This window comes from Companilactobacillus kimchii DSM 13961 = JCM 10707 (assembly GCF_001435445.1).
GTDB lineage: Bacteria > Bacillota > Bacilli > Lactobacillales > Lactobacillaceae > Companilactobacillus > Companilactobacillus kimchii.
This window is the reverse complement of record NZ_AZDH01000009.1, coordinates 112,436-132,520: the sequence shown is the minus strand read 5'-3', so window position 1 is coordinate 132,520 and position 20,085 is coordinate 112,436. Positions and strand designations below refer to the sequence as shown.

The 20,085-nt window shown below is 35.1% G+C and carries 19 protein-coding genes; 4 read left to right on the top strand and 15 right to left on the bottom strand.

The features are described from left to right. Nucleotides 1–44: 44 nt before the first annotated feature. From FC97_RS04940 to FC97_RS04930, 3 genes are all read right to left on the bottom strand, one after another. Nucleotides 45–641, bottom strand: a complete 597-nt coding sequence (locus FC97_RS04940; RefSeq protein ID WP_054642879.1) for a MarR family winged helix-turn-helix transcriptional regulator — start codon at nucleotides 639–641, stop codon at nucleotides 45–47. Nucleotides 642–1,006: 365 nt separating this feature from the next. Further along, nucleotides 1,007–1,690, bottom strand: a complete 684-nt coding sequence (locus FC97_RS04935; protein WP_054642905.1) for a GTP pyrophosphokinase — start codon at nucleotides 1,688–1,690, stop codon at nucleotides 1,007–1,009. A gap of 74 nt (nucleotides 1,691–1,764) precedes the next feature. After that, on the bottom strand, nucleotides 1,765–3,201 hold the full coding sequence (locus tag FC97_RS04930) for an MFS transporter (RefSeq protein ID WP_054642878.1): 1,437 nt from the start codon (nucleotides 3,199–3,201) through the stop codon (nucleotides 1,765–1,767). Nucleotides 3,202–3,271: 70 nt separating this feature from the next. On the opposite strand from FC97_RS04930, the gene FC97_RS04925 reads away from it, so the two are divergent. Next, the gene (locus FC97_RS04925) at nucleotides 3,272–3,802 is read left to right on the top strand and encodes a PadR family transcriptional regulator (protein WP_054642877.1); all 531 of its coding nucleotides are present in this window, start codon (nucleotides 3,272–3,274) and stop codon (nucleotides 3,800–3,802) included. 168 nt (nucleotides 3,803–3,970) lie between these two features. Here the strand turns inward: FC97_RS04925 and FC97_RS04920 are convergent, their stop codons facing one another. Next, entirely contained in the window at nucleotides 3,971–4,549 is a 579-nt protein-coding gene (locus FC97_RS04920) for a TetR/AcrR family transcriptional regulator (protein WP_054642876.1), read from the bottom strand. Nucleotides 4,550–4,734: 185 nt separating this feature from the next. Here FC97_RS04920 and FC97_RS04915 point away from each other — a divergent pair, with 185 nt between their 5' ends. Further along, a complete protein-coding gene (locus FC97_RS04915; RefSeq protein ID WP_054642875.1) occupies nucleotides 4,735–7,059 on the top strand; it encodes an ABC transporter ATP-binding protein/permease in 2,325 nt (774 codons plus the stop codon). A 97-nt stretch (nucleotides 7,060–7,156) separates the two neighbouring features. Here the strand turns inward: FC97_RS04915 and FC97_RS04910 are convergent, their stop codons facing one another. The 6 genes from FC97_RS04910 to FC97_RS04885 all read right to left on the bottom strand — a co-directional run bounded on the left by FC97_RS04910 (nucleotide 7,157) and on the right by FC97_RS04885 (nucleotide 14,949). Then, nucleotides 7,157–8,005 (bottom strand): DegV family protein, encoded by an 849-nt coding sequence (locus FC97_RS04910; protein WP_054642874.1) that lies wholly within the window; start codon nucleotides 8,003–8,005, stop codon nucleotides 7,157–7,159. A gap of 2 nt (nucleotides 8,006–8,007) precedes the next feature. Continuing rightward, a complete protein-coding gene (locus tag FC97_RS04905; RefSeq protein WP_054642873.1) occupies nucleotides 8,008–8,544 on the bottom strand; it encodes a DUF1836 domain-containing protein in 537 nt (178 codons plus the stop codon). Nucleotides 8,545–8,851: 307 nt separating this feature from the next. Next, complete coding sequence (locus FC97_RS04900) at nucleotides 8,852–10,645, bottom strand: ABC transporter permease (RefSeq protein ID WP_054642872.1); 1,794 nt, start codon at nucleotides 10,643–10,645, stop codon at nucleotides 8,852–8,854. Between the two features lie 78 nt (nucleotides 10,646–10,723). Beyond that, a complete protein-coding gene (locus FC97_RS04895; RefSeq protein ID WP_054642871.1) occupies nucleotides 10,724–12,352 on the bottom strand; it encodes an APC family permease in 1,629 nt (542 codons plus the stop codon). A gap of 312 nt (nucleotides 12,353–12,664) precedes the next feature. Next, nucleotides 12,665–14,287 (bottom strand): APC family permease, encoded by a 1,623-nt coding sequence (locus tag FC97_RS04890; protein ID WP_054642870.1) that lies wholly within the window; start codon nucleotides 14,285–14,287, stop codon nucleotides 12,665–12,667. 107 nt (nucleotides 14,288–14,394) lie between these two features. Next, nucleotides 14,395–14,949, bottom strand: a complete 555-nt coding sequence (locus tag FC97_RS04885; RefSeq protein ID WP_054642869.1) for a TetR/AcrR family transcriptional regulator — start codon at nucleotides 14,947–14,949, stop codon at nucleotides 14,395–14,397. Between the two features lie 128 nt (nucleotides 14,950–15,077). Here FC97_RS04885 and FC97_RS04880 point away from each other — a divergent pair, with 128 nt between their 5' ends. Both FC97_RS04880 and FC97_RS04875 read left to right on the top strand, forming a co-directional pair. Further along, nucleotides 15,078–16,130 (top strand): ABC transporter permease, encoded by a 1,053-nt coding sequence (locus FC97_RS04880; protein ID WP_054642868.1) that lies wholly within the window; start codon nucleotides 15,078–15,080, stop codon nucleotides 16,128–16,130. Continuing rightward, entirely contained in the window at nucleotides 16,130–16,798 is a 669-nt protein-coding gene (locus FC97_RS04875) for an ABC transporter ATP-binding protein (protein ID WP_056967883.1), read from the top strand. The genes FC97_RS04880 and FC97_RS04875 overlap by 1 nt, the downstream gene beginning before the upstream one ends. A gap of 317 nt (nucleotides 16,799–17,115) precedes the next feature. Here the strand turns inward: FC97_RS04875 and FC97_RS04870 are convergent, their stop codons facing one another. The 5 genes from FC97_RS04870 to FC97_RS04850 form a co-directional block, all read right to left on the bottom strand. Further along, entirely contained in the window at nucleotides 17,116–17,523 is a 408-nt protein-coding gene (locus tag FC97_RS04870) for a DUF3021 domain-containing protein (RefSeq protein WP_054642867.1), read from the bottom strand. Nucleotide 17,524: 1 nt separating this feature from the next. Further along, nucleotides 17,525–17,983, bottom strand: coding sequence for a LytTR family DNA-binding domain-containing protein (locus FC97_RS04865; protein WP_054642866.1), 459 nt, complete (start codon nucleotides 17,981–17,983; stop codon nucleotides 17,525–17,527). A 267-nt stretch (nucleotides 17,984–18,250) separates the two neighbouring features. Further along, entirely contained in the window at nucleotides 18,251–19,021 is a 771-nt protein-coding gene (locus tag FC97_RS04860; RefSeq protein ID WP_054642865.1) for a DeoR/GlpR family DNA-binding transcription regulator, read from the bottom strand. 61 nt (nucleotides 19,022–19,082) lie between these two features. Beyond that, the gene (locus FC97_RS04855; RefSeq protein ID WP_056967881.1) at nucleotides 19,083–19,544 is read right to left on the bottom strand and encodes a helix-turn-helix domain-containing protein; all 462 of its coding nucleotides are present in this window, start codon (nucleotides 19,542–19,544) and stop codon (nucleotides 19,083–19,085) included. Nucleotides 19,545–19,599: 55 nt separating this feature from the next. Then, the gene (locus tag FC97_RS04850) at nucleotides 19,600–20,085 is read right to left on the bottom strand and encodes a PTS sugar transporter subunit IIA (protein WP_054642863.1); all 486 of its coding nucleotides are present in this window, start codon (nucleotides 20,083–20,085) and stop codon (nucleotides 19,600–19,602) included.

Genomic DNA, 20,085 nt, shown 5'->3' with positions numbered 1-20,085 from the left:
AAGTCCTCCTATGGTTCGCATACGAACTATAACTGTAAATTTTTTTATTTCGTATTCTCCCTTATTTGATCGATAACTTTAAAAAAGGTCGCTAAATCTTCTGGAGAAATACCTTGCTGTAATCGTCGTTCTGTATCTTCAGCTTGACTGTTAATTTCAGACATAGTATTCTTTGCATAAGTTGTTAAATTAAGACATTTAACTCTAGCATCATCAGGCGAGGGCGTTGTGTAGATCAAACCATTTTTAACCATACGTTGAACCAGCCCACTAGCGGTTGACTTACTGATAGACATTCCTTTTTCTAAATCTTTTTGAATAACCTGTCTATCTTGATGAGTATATAGATACCCTGCTGTCATACCTTGCAATCGGGAAATACGTTCACTTGAGTGAGTGGCAAACACACTTTCACCCACCTTTTTTTCATCATTGTTTTGAATATAATGGGAAATATGATTCGATAAATCTCTAATATTGTAAACAATCGTCTTTTTAAAATTAAGCATCTTAATTCCCTCTTTTGTTCGTATGCGAACTATATTAGACTTTAAAAAATACAAAGTCAATAATTTTTTCTTTATTTTTACTAGTGACTTCTCAATGCTATCCTCCACAGCAAGAAAACTTGGTTGAGTCATTTTTCTTGTTGTGGAGGACTAAATCCTGCTTTGTTTATCAGTTATTGTAAAATACGAATAATAAAAACAGCCTCTATTAAGAGATACTCAAGTATATAGAACATATGTCTTGAATACTTAATGAGGCTGTTTTTTGATTTAAAATTTCTATTTGAATTATATAGAACTAAGAATTTTAAAACACTGATAATATTAGAACCTGGGAATTAGTCGGTAGTAAAAAATCTGTGGGCCCTCAGTGGTGATATTATACTTAGCTTGAAGTCTTGTCCATCACGTTCCAGCGGCCCACAGATTTTTTACGGACGACAGCATACTTCAGTTACATTTGTTAGTATTACAACAAATATCATACCTTCTTTATTCTAAATCAAATCTTTATGAATATCTTGCATGCCACGTTCAATATCTTCTAACTCGTCAGCGTAGCCCTTCAAACGATCGCCATACTTATCGACTAAATTACTGTCACTATCCGTTTTATAACGTAATTTGTGTTCCAAACTGGCCCACATATCCATACCAACAGTTCTAATTTGAATCTCTACTGGGACATCAATTGGCCCTTTAGATTGAAAAACTGGTACCTTAACAACAATATGCAAACTACGATATCCACTTGCCTTTGGATGTTTCAAATAATCTTTACGTCTCAACAATGTAACGTCAGTTTGACTAGTTAATAATTTCTCAATTTTGTAAATGTCATCAATATAATTAGTTACGACTCTAATACCGGCAATATCATAAATGTTTTTCTGAATACTTTCGGCTGTTAAATCATAGCCTTTACGTTGAGCCTTTTCGAGCAAACTTTGAATCTTCTTCATACGTGATTCCATATGATGAATTGGATTGTAATCGTAATTAACTTGAAATTCTGAATCCAAATTTTCCAATTTAGTACTGATTTCTTTTTGACCAGCCTGATAAAGTTGATACATTTTTATCATTTTAGATAGTTCCTGTACATCCGGTCGGTTATCCAAATCCCCTAATTGTGACTTTAATTCCCGCAAATTAATAGTATTGGATCTTTCTAGTATCATACTTTCCATCCTTTTAAAATTAATAATTATCAAAAAAGCAGCCATAGTGGCTGCCCTAATTTTAACTCTAATTATTATAATTTTAATGATGGATTTTCTTTTGATACTTTGCGATGCCATAAATAAATTCCAACTAACAACAAAACACTGATTGTACATGATAACCCAAAAGTCATATGCATCCCATCAATAAATAATTGTGGATCACTTGGTATATAAGAAGTAACTCTAGAACCCTTTAAAATAGACATTGATCCAAACAACAACGTTGTCGACATTGCTGAACCAACTACCATCCCAACCGTTCTAGCTAAACTGTAAACACTACCAGCTGAACCATAATCTTTTTCTTCGACCGTACTCATAACCAAAACATTATTTGGCGAATGGAATAATCCGTTACCCAATCCAGCCATCGCGGCTCCGAAAGCAAAAATCAGAACGGTATTCTGCAATCCACTGAGGACATAAAATATTTGGCCAAAACTGATAATGGCTAATCCCACCAAAGTAATTTTAAATGGGTCATGCTTATCTGCCAAGCTTCCGGAAATAGGGGCAACAAACAATTGCACAACTGGGAAAATCAATAAGAAGAAGCCACTGAACAGTGGACTGAATTCTCGTGCATTTTGTAAATAGAATGGTGCAATTACATCAAAAAAGAAATCAATGATAAAGACCATAAAGCAAGTCAATAATTGTACAGAGAACCACTTATTTTTAAATAAAGTTACTGGCAAAATCGGTTCAGCTTGCTTAGTTTCATAACGATACAATAACGCTAATAGAATCACTCCAACAATTGTTAACGTCAAGATACGCCAGTCGCTCCAACCTAATTGTTGACTCAGAAGAATCCCGACAAACATACTAGTGAAGCCTACAATCAATAATGCTGAACCAAACAAATCAAATTTAGCACTAGTAAATGTTTTATCCAAACTGCTAGGCAAGTACTTAAATAAAATAAAAATAGCAATAAATCCAATTGGTACATTTAACCAAAAAATGATGTGCCATGGGAAGAAGTTCAAAAAAATTCCACCTAAACTTGGTCCAATAATACCTCCTAGTGAAACGAATGATCCCATCCATCCTAAGGCCTGACCTCGACGATCATCCGGAAAAATTTCAACGATAATTCCGTTCGATGTGGCCATTGTCATGGCAGCTCCAATCGCTTGCAAACTTCTGGCAATAATTAAAGTCAACCAACTAACCGATAAAGCACATAATGCAGAACTGATTACGAAAATCAAAGTTCCCCATTGGAAAAATTTAATTTTTCCATACTTATCTCCTAATTTACCAAAGATCATTAAAGTACTACTCATCACAATCAGATACATTGTCACGACCCAATTGATCAAACTCATATTGGTATGAAGTGCCTTACTCAAGACTGGTAGCGCCACAGTGACAATGCTACTATCAAGTGTAGACATAAAAATAACGATTCCGACACCAATCAGAATCATCGTTAAATTCTTTCTTTGAACTGTTTCCATAATTATCCTCTAAACTATATATTAATATATATAGTTTAATACATAGCAAAAATTTGTAAAGGAGTCCCTCATGGCACGTTCTAATACACTTCAATATATGATCCTAGGTTTACTAACTCGTCAGCCAATGACCGGTTATGACATCAAACAGATTTTCGACAAAGAAAAAGCTGAATTCTGGACCGCACCCTTCAGTCAAATTTATCCCGAACTGAATCGGCTTTTGAATAAAGAATTGATTAGCTTAGTTGAATCCACTGAAATCAATTCTCGGAGAAAAGTTTATCAATTAACCAAATTAGGAACTGATACTTTCATGGATTGGCTAAAGCTACCATTGTCACCGGAAATAACCCAATTAAACAATGATGATTTCATTTTACGCTTACACTTTTTAGGTAAAGAACAGATTGATATTTTGAAAGCATTATTAGAAATGAGAGAGCGAACCCTGAAGTTAGAGCTAGCTGAATTGGAACTAGAATTATCAGAAGTCGTTCACCACCCCGAACAATTTGGGCGTGAGTTGATTATTCAAAAAGAGCTCTCCAATAAGAAGTCAGATCTGAAACTCTGGCGTTCTGAATTAAAAAATCTATAACACTAAAAAATGGCCTCTATTAAACATTCAAGACATACATGTATGCTTGAATCACTTAATAGAGGTCATTATTATTTATTATCTAATTCAAACGTATACAAATAATAGAACAGAATACTAGTCTGGAACACTATGGAAGACGGCAATTTAAGTCTATCCTCATTTCAGCTAAGCTTCCGAAAAATCAGTCTGTTCCTCTTTAACTTCATGTAAATCAAAAAGAGCCTTTTTATCCCGCAATTCTTCGGCGAAAACAACTTTAACAATGATATTCGTCAACATCTCCGGTGACTCTTTCATACCATTTTTGACCCAACGTTTCATAATGCCTTGAACTCCTAGCATGATATAAGTGGCTTCATATTCATCCATCGTTGTCTTAACTAATTCAGCATGATCATGAAAATGACTCATCCGATCAAGCAATTTGGTTTTACCTTCTACAAAGACTAGATTACTTAAAGCTGGGTTTTTGTAGAATTCCCCAAGCATAATCTTCAATCCGTCGATCATTGAAGTGCCCTGAGGGATTTTTAAATTATCCAAAAAATCAGTTTCGATACTATCGACACACGAATATACATCATCATAATAACGATAAAAAGTTGTTCGATTAACGTCAGCAGCTTTGCAAATTTCCGTTACAGTTATAGAATCAATCGATTCTTTTTGTAAAAGTGATAAAACTGTCTCTTTAATAATCTTTCTGGTATATTGTGCCCGACGATTATTTTTTATTCCGACCATGGTTTCTCCTTAAATGCAACAAATGAATTATTTTTGTTTAATTAATGACACTTTGTCTCAAATTGATGATTGAAAATTCATTAAATTGTTTTTATTATATGAAACATAGTGTTGCAATAATGACATTCTAACAGAAATTTTATTAGAAGCCATTAAAAATTTGAAGATTAGAGAGAGTTCAATTAATGCTGGAATTAAAACACATAAAAAAATACTATTATGTCGGCGATTCTGTTACTAAAGCCTTAGACGATGTATCTGTCTCCTTTAGAAAACAAGAATTCGTCGCTATTCTGGGACCTAGTGGTTCCGGTAAAACTACTATGCTAAACGGTATCGGTGGTTTGGACATTTATGATTCTGGTGACTTGGTCATCAATGGTAAATCTACTAAAGATTTTTCCGAATCCGATTGGGACGCCTATCGTAATAATTCCGTTGGTTTCATTTTCCAAAGTTACAATATTATCGGTCATTTAAGTATCATCGATAACGTTGAATTGGGAATGACACTTAGTGGTGTCAATGCCGATGAGAAGAAGCGTAAAGCCCGTGAAGCATTGGAAAGAGTTGGTTTGGGTCCTCACATCAATAAGAAACCCAATCAATTATCTGGTGGTCAACTTCAACGTGTTGCCATTGCCCGTGCGATTGCTAACGATCCTGAGATTCTCCTTTGCGATGAGCCAACTGGTGCCCTAGATACTGAAACCAGCGAAGAAATCATGAAATTGATCAAGGAATTGTCAAAAGAACGCCTTGTCATCATGGTTACTCATAATCCTACTTTGGCCAAAGAATATGCCGATAGAATTATCAACTTCGCCGATGGTAAAATTTTAAACGATTCTAATCCTTTTGTTGACGATGCCACTAAGGATAACTTTGAACTTAAGAAAACTAAGATGACTTTCTGGACTGCTTTGAAACTGTCCTTTACCAACTTGAAAACAAAGAAGGCTCGAACGGCTTTGACAGCCTTTGCCTCCAGTATTGGTATCATCAGTATTGCCATCGTTTTGGCCTTATCATCTGGTTTCCAAAAACAAATTGATAAGACTCAAGGAAACACTTTGGCACAGTTCCCTGTCACAATTTCACAAACAGCTTCTAAACAAACTGCTCCTGACACCAAGGTTAAGAGTTCCAGTTCTAAAAAGGTAACTGCTAAACTTAGCCAACAGGAAAAATCGACACACACAAACAAATTGAACAAGAACTACGTTAACTACATTAAAAAACTTGATCCTGAATTGAGTAAGGACATCACTTATAATTACTCAACTGGAATGAATCTTTTGAGTAAAGTTGATGGCAAAGTTAAGACAGCTCAATTCTCAAATACAAGTAGTTCTAATTCACTAAGTAGTATGTCAGCCGCTATGGCTTCATCTACAGGTGTTGGTAGCTCAGTCTATCCTTCATCAAATAACAACGGAACTAACTTCTTAAAGAAACACTACAAAGTTATCTCCGGTTCACTTCCTAAGAATGAAAATGAAGTTGTTTTGATTGTTGACCGTGATAATTCTACTAACATCAACGCATTAAAGAACATTGGTATGAAAGTTAAAGACAATCAAAAATTAGATTTCAATAAAATTGTTGGACAAGAATTCAAAGTTGTTTCTAACAATAATTACTACAAACAAGTAACAGCTGGTCTCTTCACACCAAACACTGATCTTGCCAGTCTTTACAACAATTCCGATAACAAGACTTTGAAGATCTCAGGTATCTTAAAAGTTAAATCTAAATCATCAGAAAATATCCTTTCATCAGGTATCGCATATAGCGACAAACTAACTAAGGATATCGTTAATACCAATAAGAACTCTGATATCGTTACTGCCCAAAAGAACAGTGATACAAACGTTCTAACAGGTGCCAGTGTCGATGATGCAACTACTAAAGAGAGCTTGGTTAGCTACTTAGGCGGTTCCGCTACACCATCAAGTATTCTAATTTACCCAAGTACTTTTAAAACTAAAGATAAAGTATTAAATTATCTTGATAAGTACAACAAGGGGAAGAAAGCCTCTGACAAAGTCATTTACACTGACCTAGCCGGACAAGTTTCAAATCTTACAGGTGGTTTAATGGATGCTATCACCTATGTCTTAGTTGCCTTTGCCGGTATCTCATTAGTAACAAGTATGATCATGATCGGTATTATCACATACACTTCAGTTCTTGAAAGAACCAAAGAAATTGGTATTTTGAAAGCTTTGGGTGCTAGAAAGAAAGACGTTACCCGTGTCTTCGATGCTGAAACAACCATCTTAGGAGTTTCCTCAGGTGTGTTAGGTATCTTAATTGCTTGGTTAGCAACCTTCCCTATCAATGCCGTATTAAAAGGACTAACCGATCTAAGCGGAGTAGCCCAACTGAACCCAGTTCATGCGATAGTCTTGATTATTATCAGTACTATTTTGACAGTAATCGGTGGACACATCCCAGCTCGAATGGCAGCAAGAAAAGATGCAGCCACAGCCTTAAGATCAGAATAGAGAGCGAAGCAGGCCTACGTAGCTCGTTTTCACTATAAAATATAGAACAAAGGATCAGTACTCAAATTCTGAGTACTGGTCCTTTTATGTCTATAAACTAAATTTTAACTACCGCAACCCCAATCAATCCAGGTCCGGTGTGAACACCCAAAGCTGGTCCAACTTGTTCAGTAAATTCTTGTTGGCCTTTGATGCCATTATCGTGTAACAAATCTAGCATATTCTTACCACCAGCCTCATCGGCACCTTGTCCTATACCGATTAGATAATTTTTATCTTCACCGATAAATTTTTGGGCAAAGTCTAACATCATCTTTTGGCCCTTTTTCATACCTCGTGCCTTAGCGGCAATAGTATATGAACCGTCTTCTTTACAAGTGATAATAGGTGCTAATTTTAGCATCCCACCAACTACAGAAGCGGCGGCACTGATTCTACCACCAGCTCTTAAATAAGTCAGTGTTGGAATGCAGAAGTAAACAACAGCATGTTTAATCATAGTCTCCACTTTAGAAGCGACTCCATCAAAGCTCTTTCCTGCATCTATCAAATTCTTAGCACCAATTGCAATCAAACCTGAGGCTATTGCTACTTGCTTAGTATCAAAATATCTCGTTGTGAAACGATCATCATCATCTAAAAACACTTTGAGAAAATTAAAGGTTCCACTCAATCCTGAAGAAACAGAAATTGAAATGATATGAGTATATCCAGCTTCGGCGATTTCATTCAAAGCCTTTTCGATTGATTCTCCCGAAGGCAATGAAGTCTTAGGAATTTCAACCGGAAGATGTTCATAAACTTCTTCAGCTGAAATGTCGACACGATCAAGATAAGTCTTGTCATGATAAGCAATTTGCATTGGTAACTCATAAACGCCATTTTTGTCACGGTATTCTTTTGGTAAATCACAGCAGGAATCTACCAACACAGCAATCTTTTCCATTTTTATTCGCTCTTTTCGTCTTGATTATTACTTTCAATCATTAATATTTTCTTAGTTATTAATTTTGTTGCAAAAGACATTGTGGCCATTTCAACCATTAAGTAGGCCGACGACTGATTCTTCTCTGAGAGGATTTGTCCCTCTTCACGATGATTTAACATTTTTAAAGCCAGCTCTTGCTTATCACAGAAGAAATCAAAGGCCTTAGCAATTCCACCATTTAAATTGGTTTGAACTTCTAATCCTGCTTGAATCTCATTGATCGATACTACTTGCTTTAAAAAAGTTATCGCAATTAGATATGCCAAATGTTCGCGTGTGTAACGTTTCTTGATGGGATGTGGCAATAGTCCATTTTTTACGTAATTATTGACCATCGATGTTGTTACTACCGGTCCGTCCTCCAACCAAATTGGTCCAATATATTTATCAACTAAAGTTAAAAGTTGATCACGATACAGATCTAATTCAGGTAGATCTTCAAACCTAGGTAAACGATAATTTTCTAATTTGTCTAACCATTCTTGTAACTCATCCATGAACACGCACTCCTTTTATAATTACAAATATAATTTATCATAATTATTAATACTATTCAATCTAGTTTTAAAAACTAGATAGTTTAGTAAAGACAAATTTGTATTACCATCCTTCACGACAAGAAAATTTGATTGAAATGCCATGAATCAATTTCTTGTTGCTTTAAACTAAATGGTAATTCGATTGTTCGCTTTGAACAAATATTTTAATTCCGTATTTTCGTATCAAAAAAACGTCCGTATCAACCTTATATAGGTCAATATGAACGTTTCCTTAGTACTTAAAATTTTTTCTTGTAACAATTTTTTACTTATCGTCTAATCCACTAATCGCTACTGATGATGAGATATTAACTGTATTTTCTGATACCGACCCTGAGAATTTCACGTTGTCGCCGTCTCTCACAAAGACATTTTTAGGATCATTCTTACTTGAAGCATAGAAAACTTTATCGCTATTATTCAATAGGAAAATAATATTGTCGCCATCAATAACTGCTCGTTTGACTGTCCCACTAAATACTTTTTCAACACTTGTATCGGATGAACTAGCTGTGGTCAGTCCATTGGAAACTAATGCACGATATTTTGTCAAAGTAGTCTTGGCATCGTTGCCTACAGAAACACTACTTTGAGTTCCGTTACCATTCGCTAAAAGATAAACGTATGACATAAATGCTCCATTTGAATCTATCATTGAAACGATCCAAGTTGGTTTGCCATCAATTCTATAAAGTAACGGCATACTTGCCTTCCATTGAGTCTGCTTCATTCTATTTTCAGCGAGGCTCTTTGCTCTATTAGGTGTCATTGCATCTTCTTTTTCACGATAGAAATAAGTTTTACCGTTTCTGGCATTAACATAAATATACCCTAATACAGAAGTTTGCTTCTTATTCTTACTTGTCATTGAAGCAAAATAATATACCTGACCTTTATAAGAAATCGGTGTAAATTCTTTATTTATTCCTTCTGTTCCCACGTCATCAACAGCTTCCATAACACCGGTTCTTGAGCCACCGATTCCATGAGCATTCCACCAACCATTTCTGTCGCTGCTAAAGGATTCAACTTTACTTGAGGCAATACCAGGATCAAATGTCACATCTAACCATTTAGGAGCGTTCTTTTGTTCAATGATTCGTGTCTTTCCTGTTTCTGCATCAACCATCCCTAACCATGTTTTTTTATAGTTAGGCGATCTGGTGATTCCATAGGTTTTGTAAAGTGTTTTTACATAGTATGGCTTCCCTTTTTCATCGATCTCTAGTTGTGCATCTCCACCTGTAAGCACTAGGTTGGAACCTTTAATTGCTGAATAAATACGTCTGTTAACATCATGTCCAAAATATGCTGATGGAGTATAAGCCATATCTTTCTTTACAAATTTTGGATGAGAATTCTTTGAGGTCGCGTCGACAATAAAATATCCAGGTACTTTTTTATAGTGTACATATCTAAAGAAATCACCTTCAAAATCCAATGGCGCAATATAAACTAATTTTCCATGATAAAACTGAACTCTTAAATGATTCAAGCTATAAACGTTTGAATTTTTAACATTGGAAAGAGAATTTTGCAGCTGGCTGCTGACAGTTTTGTTCGAATTAACAACCGGAACTTCCTTCTTGCTGGAGCTAATTACCGGCATCGGTGCATCTTTTACTTGTTGTGACTGTTGGACGTTTGTTGTCTTAGAGATTGCTTTAGCAAAAGGTCCCATGTTAACAATGATTCCCAATGCAACCACAATAACTAATGCCAAAATAATACCGAATCCTGGTTTAGCAATATATTTGAGATTCAAACTAGATCCACCATGCGCACTTCTAACACTAAACTTACTAGGGCTAAAAATTAAGAATAGTATTCCAAAGATAATTGTACATAGCAACAGATTAATAAGATTGTAAAAAATCACATTATACAAATAGGTCCCCGGTAAGAATATAAACACATACAGATATTGAATCAAAAAAATGACTAACTGTAAGCCCACATAAAAAACTGTATGTTTCTTATCAAAAACTATTGCCAAAATCATTGGCAAGAATGATAATATTCCAAATTTCAGCGTCAAAATCAAAAAATCATAAAACACAATAATCCCCTCCCTATTAGTCATAGAATATCATATTTTGATTAGGGACTATTGGATTATAAAAAAAAGCCTTGAACATTACTCAAGACTTTCTTTAAGATTATATTCACGCCAACCAAAAGCAACAGTCATAATGATGCCAATTGCTGTCAATAAGACGATATAACCAATATTACTACTGAAATTAGTATCTCCCAGATACAAATCACCAAGCAAAGTTGCTAAGACAGTTACCCAAATTCCAATTCTTTGAGCTCTGGTAAAGGCTGTACCCGTCTGGCTTCTCTTTTCTCTCTTTGTTATGTATGGTAATACAAAACCTAAGCCGATTAAAACAAATATGGCTACAAAATTAATAACTAATTCATACCACCACATTGAAGATCCGAAAGCAACATCCTGTGGACCGACTGCAGCAATCGTCGCTACACCTGTCAGACCTAGACACCACCAGCCAACAATCAATGACATGGTTTTATTCTTAATATAAACATATCCTGATGAATAGATATCATCTCTCATTCTAACTTTAATAAAGGACCAGAAGATCCAACATGTAACTCCTGGTGAGATGATTCCATTCAGATTCAATAACCAATTGAAGATATCCTTCATATTGGGTAGCAAAATACCTAAAAACATAATAAAGGCACTTAAACCAACAGTCAGTAAGTAACCATTGATTGGCAAGCCAGCCGAGTTAGTTTTTCTTAAAAATTCTGGCATATATTTGTTGCCAGTATCGGAAATCAACATTCTAGTCATGGCGTTCAATAATACTGCTAGAAGAGCCGCTAAATAAAATATTTCCGTAAAAGCAAACAGGTACATCAACGTATTACCCATATGAAATTTATTTCCTAGAGCTTGAAAAGCATAATAGGAGCCATTGATCTTCAAATCATCTGGTAGATGATAGGCGTTAAAGAAAACACCTAAAGAGAATGACCCAAAGATTGTCAAAAAGCCTGTCATAACAGATAACATAATCATAGCCTTAGGAAAATCTTTATTAGGGTTACGCATTTTCGTTACAAATGGAGCAATTCTTTCAGCTCCGTTAATGGCAAAAATCAAAAATCCTAAAGTTGTTAAATAGTGGAGATTGAACGAAGGCACAATCGTATGGAAAGTTAATGGCTTAGTCGCAATATGACCACCCATCATTAGAGCTGTAACAGTCATTATTACAAAGAGAACCGTCATTCCAAACATGGCAATTCCACCAATTGTACTCAGCACTTCCAACGAATGCTCAAATCGTGATTGAATGATAATGAAGAAAATAAAAATTAATAATGTAAATAGTGCAAAATGACTGTTCGACATTTGTGATTGCATTCTATCATTACCATTCACGACCCAGCCCATAGCTACGGCAATTGTATTTGCCGTATCAACGACATAAGGAATCGACGCAGCCCAATACGTCCAAGCCGCGAAGTATCCTAAAAATTCTCCACTAGTTTCTCTGACCCACGATGTTAATCCACCACCATCATCGTCAAAAGTTGAACCTAATTGGCCCACCATCAATGAATATGGAATAACATACAGTAAAATCATGATGATCCAGGACGTAATGACGCCCATTCCTTGATTTTGAAAATTGTAGGTTAAATCATCGAATCCAACTACAGTTACAAAATCCATTAAAGCTAGCACTGGCCAGCTAATATACTTCTTCTTTGTTCCTAAATCTGTCATGGCGTTTTCCTCAGTGAAAATAAATCATACTTTCTTAATTTACTCACCAAACGGTTACTTAAAATATACAATATTTTTTGCTAAATAAATTAAAAAATGATTCGAAAATATAAAAAAATTTAAGCGCTTACTTCCCCGACATGACCGCAACAGCAACTGTTGCCTATTTTGTGTACAATTTGGAAAGTTAGCAGCTCGAAATATTCTACCATAAAAGCAACGAACTGGATATATAAAAATTTTTTATCATATACAAAAAAATGTCCCACTAACATATGCATACGTTAGCAGAACATCCTTTAATTTATAATTTTATGCTTCTTTTAGATTGTATTCCTTCCAACCAAAAGCGACAACCAGAGCAAGTCCGATTACACTGATAAGTACGATTGAAACGATGTTGTGTTCATAGTTAGAACCACCTAGAGCCAAATCACCAACAATTGTTAGGAACAAAGCAGCAAGGATTCCTGTCCATTGTAAACGAGTAAAGGCTGAACCAGTTGTACTTCTACCCTCACGACGTGTTACATATGGCAAGAGAACACCTAAACCAATCAAGACGATAATGGCAACGAAGTTAATTACTAATTCGTACCACCATGTTGAAGAAGCAAACTTAACATCTTGAGGTCCGATACCAAAGATTGTAGCTACGGCAGTGATGATCAAGCACCACCAACCGACAGCTAGAGCTAATTTATCATTTTTAATATAGACATAATCTGAAGGGAATTTTTGACTGTCTTGTCTGATCTTAATGAAAGCAAAGAAGATCCAGCAAGTAACACCTGGTGAAATGATTCCGTTCAAGTTTAGTAGCCAATTAAAGATATCATTCATACTTGGTAAGAAAATACCTAGTAACATGATGAAAGCACTCAAGCCACAAGTTAATAAGTAACCATTAACTGGTAGACCATTGGAATTAGTTTTACGTAAGACCTTAGGCATGTACTTAGCACCTGTATCAGAAATCAACATTCTTGTCATAGCGTCCAATAGAACTGCTAGTAAGGCCGCTAGGTAAAATACCTCAGTCCAAGCAAAGATATACATCAAAGTATTACCCATATGATATTGCTTACCTAAGGCTTGGAATGCATAGTAAGAACCATTCATCTTCAAGTCATTTGGTAAGTTGAATCCATCAAAGAACACACCTAATGAGAATGAACCAAAGATAGTCAAGAAGGCCGTCATAACGGCTAACATAATCATAGCTTTAGGGAATTCACGCTTAGGATGACGCATCTTTGTAACGAAAGGTGCGATAAGTTCGGCACCATTAACCGCATAAATCAACAAACCAATCGTTGTTAGATAATGAAGATCAAACTTAGGTACGATTGTATGAAGATTCATTGGTTGTGTTGCAATATGACCACCAGCAGCAAGTCCGGCAAAAGTCATCAATACAAACAATACAGTCATTCCAAACATGGCAATACCACCAATAGTACTCAAAACTTCAAGTGAGCGTTTGAAACGAGATTGTACAAAAATAAAGACAATAAAAGTTACTAATGTCCAAAAAGCAAACCAGCCGTTTGACATTTGGCTTTGCATCTTGGCATTACCGTTGTAAGCCCATCCGAGTCCAACAACGATTGAATTAGCAGTATCAACAACATAAGGAATTGAAGCTGCCCAGTAAGTCCACGCAGTAAAGTAACCTAGAAATTCGCCACTAGTACCACGAACCCATGAAGTAAGTCCCCCACCTTCATGATTGAAAACTGATCCCAATTGACCAACCATTAATGAATATGGAATAACATATAGAAATAACATGATAACCCAAGAAGTGATAACACCCATACCTTGGTTTTGGAAGTTATAAGTTAAATCATCAAAACCAATTACGGTAACGAAATCCATTAAGGCAAGAATAGGCCAGCTTATATAGTTCTTTTTTGGTTCTAAATCTTCCATAATAAGCTCCTATAAATTTATATACATATTAAGCACAATTTTATATTCTACACTTTTGAATTTATATACATAGAGCCTAAAAACGTTTTCTTTAATTAAATTATTTATTATTTATCAATTTCAATCGTCGATATTAACAATTTATCTGCTAAATTCGACAATCTAGTGATATCAAAATCTTTTTTACGCATCGCCGTGTGCAAAACTCCTACCATTCCCCAACAACAATAATTCAAAATATATTCAGCTTCTTCTTGATTTGAAAAAGGAATCACCTGCTGACCATTAGTAACAGTCAGCTGAATTAATTTTTGCATTAATTCTGAATCAGGGTTACGGCACAAGACACCAATCATTTTTTGATTATCTTCAATGTAAGACATGACGACCTTAAAGAATTGCGGCCCTATATCACTTTCTTCATTGGGAGGTTCGAAATCCTTCAGTATTTCACCAAAACGATTCATGACAAAATCTTCGGTCTTATGAAGTAAATCATAAATATCTTCATAATGAAGATAAAAAGTACGACGATTAATATCAGCTTTATCGGTAAGTTTTTGAATCGTTATTTCTTCAATTGGCATAACTGACATCAAATCAATGAAATTATCGCGGATCGATCTTTGTGTTCGTCTAGTTCGACGATCATTCTCGTTCAACTTGTCCCCTCCTTTACTACACAACTTTCCTACTTTCGTGTATTAAGACACGAAAATAATAACTTTGTTTATTGTTCACAAAGCATCTTCTTAATATTATATAGCCATTAGTCAAGGAGGTACATATCATGTATTTAACTTTAAGGGAACTTAGACACGATAAATGGAAATTTAGTGCATTAGGATTAATCATCTTTTTGATTGTTTTCCTCGTTCTCTTCATTACGGGACTAGCCAATGGTTTGGCTAACGACAGTGGTTCAGCCATTAAAGATACTCCTGCCGAAACTTTTGTCTTACAAAAAGGATCACAGGCTCGATTAAACCGCTCTAAATTAACTGAACAAGATTGGCAAAATTTCCAAAATAAATATCATAACGACGTTACAAAATTAAGTGTTGCTCAAATGACTATTCAGAAACAGAACAATGCTAGCAAGAAAACAGACATTGCTTACTTCGTCATAAATCAGGACAGTTTTCTTGCTCCCAAATCTATTAAAAAGACTGATAGCAACCAAGTCTATGTCAGTCGTAAATTAGAATCTGACGGTTACAAAGTCGGTGACAGTTTCAAGGACTCAAACAGTGGTAAAACTTTCAAAATTGCTGGTTTCACTAATACTGAGTCTTACTCACACTCACCTGTTATCTATCTAAACAATCGACAAGCAAAAAATATTCTACCCGACTCCAACAGTTTCAACGCTATCGCAGTAAAAAAGAATTTAACTAAGAAATCTGGTTACCAAGTTATTAGTAAACAGACTTTAATTAACAATATTCCTGGTTATTCAGCCGAACAGAGTTCACTTTACTTGATGATTGGTTTCCTATATCTCATTTCATTGTTTGTTCTGGCCGTTTTCTTCTATATTATTAATCTACAAAAAATCAGCGACTTTGGGACACTCAAAGCCTTGGGAACAAAGACCGGCTACTTAGTCAGACATATCTTAACCGAAATGGGACTATTGTCCGTAAGTGGAATTCTTGTCTCATTCTTGGTAACTTATCTGATCAAACTTAAAATGCCCGCTTCAATGCCATTTAGTCTCAGTCTAACGACTCTATTAGGGACTGGACTACTATTTCTCATCATTGCCCTCTTGAGTGCACTTCTCTCACTCATCAAAGTTGTCAAAATCGACCCTATCAACGCTATCGGAGGTAACAATTAATGTCAGTTTTAGAATTGAAAAATATTATCAAAAATTATCCCGATGGGGAAAATGTTAATGAGGTTTTAAAAGATATTTCCTTTCAAGTCAAAAAAGGTGAATTTGCGGCAATTATGGGACCTAGTGGTGCTGGTAAAAGTACCTTGCTTACAATCATGGGTGCCTTGCTTTCACCTAGTTCTGGAACCGTTTTGTTGAACAATCAAGATATTAGTCATTTTTCGAAAAATCAACAGATTCAACTTCGTTTAAACGAAATTGGTTTTATTTTCCAAAACTCTGATTTGATTCCTTATTTAAAAATTTCTGAGCAACTACAATTCATCCAAAAAATTTCTGACAAGAAGCCAACTGATGCTATTGCTATTCTCAAACAATTAGGATTAGGACATCGTTTAAACAGTTATCCCAATGCCCTTTCTGGTGGTGAAAAACAACGTGTCGCTATTGCTAGAGCCTTTATCAATCAACCTGATTTGATCTTAGCTGACGAACCTACAGCCAGTCTGGATTCAAAACGTGGTCGTGAAGTTGTACAGATTATCCAAGAAACCGTCCACCAACAAAACAAAGCTGCCGTGATGGTGACACACGATGAACGTATTCTTGATTTAGTTGATTCCATTTGGCAAATTGAAGATGGCAAACTTAAAAAAGTAAATAAGTAGCTTGAAAGGTATAAATTATGCGACCAACTTGACTGTTCTTATTCAAATTCGGTTAAAGTGTGAACGTGCTTAGATTCCCGTCTTCCGCAAGAATTGGAAATGTGTTGGAACGCTATGGGCATGACTTGGAGATCAGCCTTATTGTAAGCGGCAAAGCCGCTAACAATAACGTCATAGCTGAACACATTTACAATTCTTACTCCAGACTAAATAATATTTCAATTATTTTTCTTGAGCTAAGTATGTTTAATACGTAATTTTGTAAAATAAAAACGACCTCTATTAAGAGATTCAAGTAACAGATATATCTTGAATACTTAATTGAGGCCGTTCTTTTTATTACGAATTTTTACTAACTTAGTTAGTTTTTTTGCATCGATCATTTGATTGAGGTATATTCCCAACCAAATCAAAGCATAAATAATAATGAAACTAATTAGATTGATCCAGCCGTGTCTTAATAAAACATTCACCCAGCCATTATATGAGGTCATTACTATTACCAAAGCTAGAGTCACTACAAAATGAATTACTATTTCTAACAAAATATTCAAATCATACTCAAATATCATTGAGACCCAACCAATGAAAAGACTCATCAGCCAAATACTAAAAATGTTTTGAGGTGTGACTGTAACCGCCCCTTGTCTAGTAAGGATTGCTAAAAAAGTTAATGAACCAATTAGAATTCCAGTCAGACCATAACTAAAAATTTTTCTTATCATCTTACATCCCCAAGCTTTCTTTTAATTGTATTAGGTATTTACGACTAACAGTTAGCTTCTCATCATTATCCATAAAAGCCAGCATATTACCCGAAAATGATGCTTCTAGTGAGCTTAAATGATTCAAATTTATCAATGCACTTTTAGAAATTTGAATAAAATCACCATTATTCAGACGTTGATACATTTCTTTCAATTTTCCCTTTAACTTATACACTTTGGCTTGTGTATAAACCGTTAATTCGTTCTTGTATACTTCAATCGCAATAATCTCATCTAGTTGAACCATAACAACACGATCTTCAACCGCTAATGGTACAACATCAGTATAGTTATCCAAATTTTTAATCGTCCTCAATAATCTTTGGACATCATCAGAAAAACTTTGTGCTTTAACGGTTACTTTAACTTTATCTGTTGGTATGTCGCCTTCCTGTTGATAATTGATTTCTATTTTCACGAATTTTCCCCATTAGATTTTATTTAATATTATACGAGAAGATTTAAGAATTAGGTTAATCACAGTCATAAAATTTGCTTCCTCTATATTGCATTTTTAATAAGATTTTGACCTCCTTTATTAACTGGGGTCATTATACCCGAGACTTTTTTATCGTAATTCAATTTTTCGATAAGTGGTCAAAATCGGATATTAAGATGTTAATTCTTAAACACAAAATACCACGTTATAGTATGTATTCCGCATACTGTAACGTGGTATTATTTTTTACTTATTTCCAATTGTTCTAAAAACTACACTATCCCTAAAATAACTAACATATTTGGGGTCTAAGCTCTTATCGGTAACCAACACATCGACTTGCTGACAATTTGTTACAACGTAGGGCGAAGTTTTCTTAGTAGTAAATTTATAATTCTGTGTGACCAAGATTATCTTTTTGCCCCGTTGAACAGCTTTTCTCAAAATAGCCGCATCAGCCTTACCCATGACTGTTATGTCACCTTCATCAGTGATTCGAGATGCGCCGATAAAGACACCATCGAAAACAAAATCGTTTAAACGAATCAATGTATCAAGTGATGATGCGTAACGATTAATTTTATCGACAATTCCACCTAACAATTCAACCCTAGGAAACTTGTTTTCCATCAAATGTTCGGCGTTGTCGATACCATGCGTCACGATTGTCGTATCAACTTCCCCCAATAGATCACAAAGTTGTACTAACGTCGTCGAAGCCCCAATAAAATAAAGTTTATTTGGATGAACATAAGTCGCCGCAATCTTAGCCATTGAAGTTTTAACGGGTGACAAAATACGTTTTCTATTCAAGAACTCAGGTACTTCATCACCCTGAGTGATCATGATTCCACCATGAACCCGAATGGCTTGCCCGGTAGAGGTTAAATGCAGAACATCCCTCCTAGCAGTATCAAAGGCTATCCCAAAATGATCCGCAATCTGTTTGGTTGATAACCAACCCTTTTCTTTTAATACTTCTAAAATCTGCACTTCTCTTTTTTCCTTAGGAATCATCCGTACTCGTCCCCTTATCATTCTTTAACCGAAAAATAGTTATTCTTGAAGTAATTCCCCATCATAACTCAATTGTTGCACTATCCAACTTTATTGCTCGTAATGACAATATCTCTGAACGTAATAATTCATTCTCATGTTCTAATTCACTTATTTTTTCACGATCAATAACTAATTGCTGAACGTCTTTTCTAAATAGGCCTGTCCACCCAAGATCATCATACTTTCTTTGCCAGTTAGCAATTGTCCCCGGATTACTGATTTGAAAGTAATCTGCTGTTTTAGCATAAGTTGTTTGATGAGTTTTTTTCCACTTTAAAACGCGTAATTTGAAATCACCATCGTATTCGTGACTATCTGTACGTCTTCTCAAACCTTCAGAACCATACTTCTTATACCGCTGTACCCAATTGAAAATACTGAATTTACTGACATCAAACTTTCTTTGTAAACTAATGGAACTTTCACCCTGTAGATAAGCTGTCACTACTTTTAATTTCAATCCATAACTTAATTTAGTCAAAGTAAAACCTCCTATAATCTTTTTTTGAGGACCATGGGAGGATTACTTCAAAATTCTATTTTTCTTTAATGTCTGCAATTTTAGTCAAATTATCAACCTGACTACCGACTTCAGCCACCTGATTATAATCTTTCAAAACATCATTTGAATTAGTAATCAAAACCATTGTCATTGGATCTTTTTTAGCTGCTTTAATTTGATCAAAATCAACTTTAACCAATCTAGTATTGTTATCGACTTCATCGCCGACATTAACTAAAGTTTCAAACGGAGCACCTTTCAAATCCACAGTATCAATACCAATGTGAATCAAGATTTCCATTTTTCCACAATTTATCCCCACGGCATGTTTCGTGGGAAAAAGCTGACTGACTGTTCCTTTTACAGGACTATAAATATTTTCATTACTAGGTTCTATTGCAAATCCTTTACCCATTGCACCGCTAGAAAAAACTTCGTCACTTACTTTATCAAGCGCAACTAGTTTTCCTGCTACAGGAGAGAAGAAATCTGTTTTCTTTTTAAAATTAAATAAACCCAT

What these genes read in the sequence shown, in the direction of transcription:
- FC97_RS04940 (WP_054642879.1), bottom strand. Translation starts at nt 641, where the DNA reads ATGACTCAACCAAGTTTTCTTGCTGTGGAGGATAGCATTGAGAAGTCA.
- FC97_RS04935 (WP_054642905.1), bottom strand. Translation starts at nt 1,690, where the DNA reads ATGATACTAGAAAGATCCAATACTATTAATTTGCGGGAATTAAAGTCA.
- FC97_RS04930 (WP_054642878.1), bottom strand. Translation starts at nt 3,201, where the DNA reads ATGGAAACAGTTCAAAGAAAGAATTTAACGATGATTCTGATTGGTGTC.
- FC97_RS04925 (WP_054642877.1), top strand. Translation starts at nt 3,272, where the DNA reads ATGGCACGTTCTAATACACTTCAATATATGATCCTAGGTTTACTAACT.
- FC97_RS04920 (WP_054642876.1), bottom strand. Translation starts at nt 4,549, where the DNA reads ATGGTCGGAATAAAAAATAATCGTCGGGCACAATATACCAGAAAGATT.
- FC97_RS04915 (WP_054642875.1), top strand. Translation starts at nt 4,735, where the DNA reads ATGCTGGAATTAAAACACATAAAAAAATACTATTATGTCGGCGATTCT.
- FC97_RS04910 (WP_054642874.1), bottom strand. Translation starts at nt 8,005, where the DNA reads ATGGAAAAGATTGCTGTGTTGGTAGATTCCTGCTGTGATTTACCAAAA.
- FC97_RS04905 (WP_054642873.1), bottom strand. Translation starts at nt 8,544, where the DNA reads ATGGATGAGTTACAAGAATGGTTAGACAAATTAGAAAATTATCGTTTA.
- FC97_RS04895 (WP_054642871.1), bottom strand. Translation starts at nt 12,352, where the DNA reads ATGACAGATTTAGGAACAAAGAAGAAGTATATTAGCTGGCCAGTGCTA.
- FC97_RS04890 (WP_054642870.1), bottom strand. Translation starts at nt 14,287, where the DNA reads ATGGAAGATTTAGAACCAAAAAAGAACTATATAAGCTGGCCTATTCTT.
- FC97_RS04880 (WP_054642868.1), top strand. Translation starts at nt 15,078, where the DNA reads ATGTATTTAACTTTAAGGGAACTTAGACACGATAAATGGAAATTTAGT.
- FC97_RS04875 (WP_056967883.1), top strand. Translation starts at nt 16,130, where the DNA reads ATGTCAGTTTTAGAATTGAAAAATATTATCAAAAATTATCCCGATGGG.
- FC97_RS04870 (WP_054642867.1), bottom strand. Translation starts at nt 17,523, where the DNA reads ATGATAAGAAAAATTTTTAGTTATGGTCTGACTGGAATTCTAATTGGT.
- FC97_RS04860 (WP_054642865.1), bottom strand. Translation starts at nt 19,021, where the DNA reads ATGATTCCTAAGGAAAAAAGAGAAGTGCAGATTTTAGAAGTATTAAAA.
- FC97_RS04850 (WP_054642863.1), bottom strand. Translation starts at nt 20,085, where the DNA reads ATGGGTTTATTTAATTTTAAAAAGAAAACAGATTTCTTCTCTCCTGTA.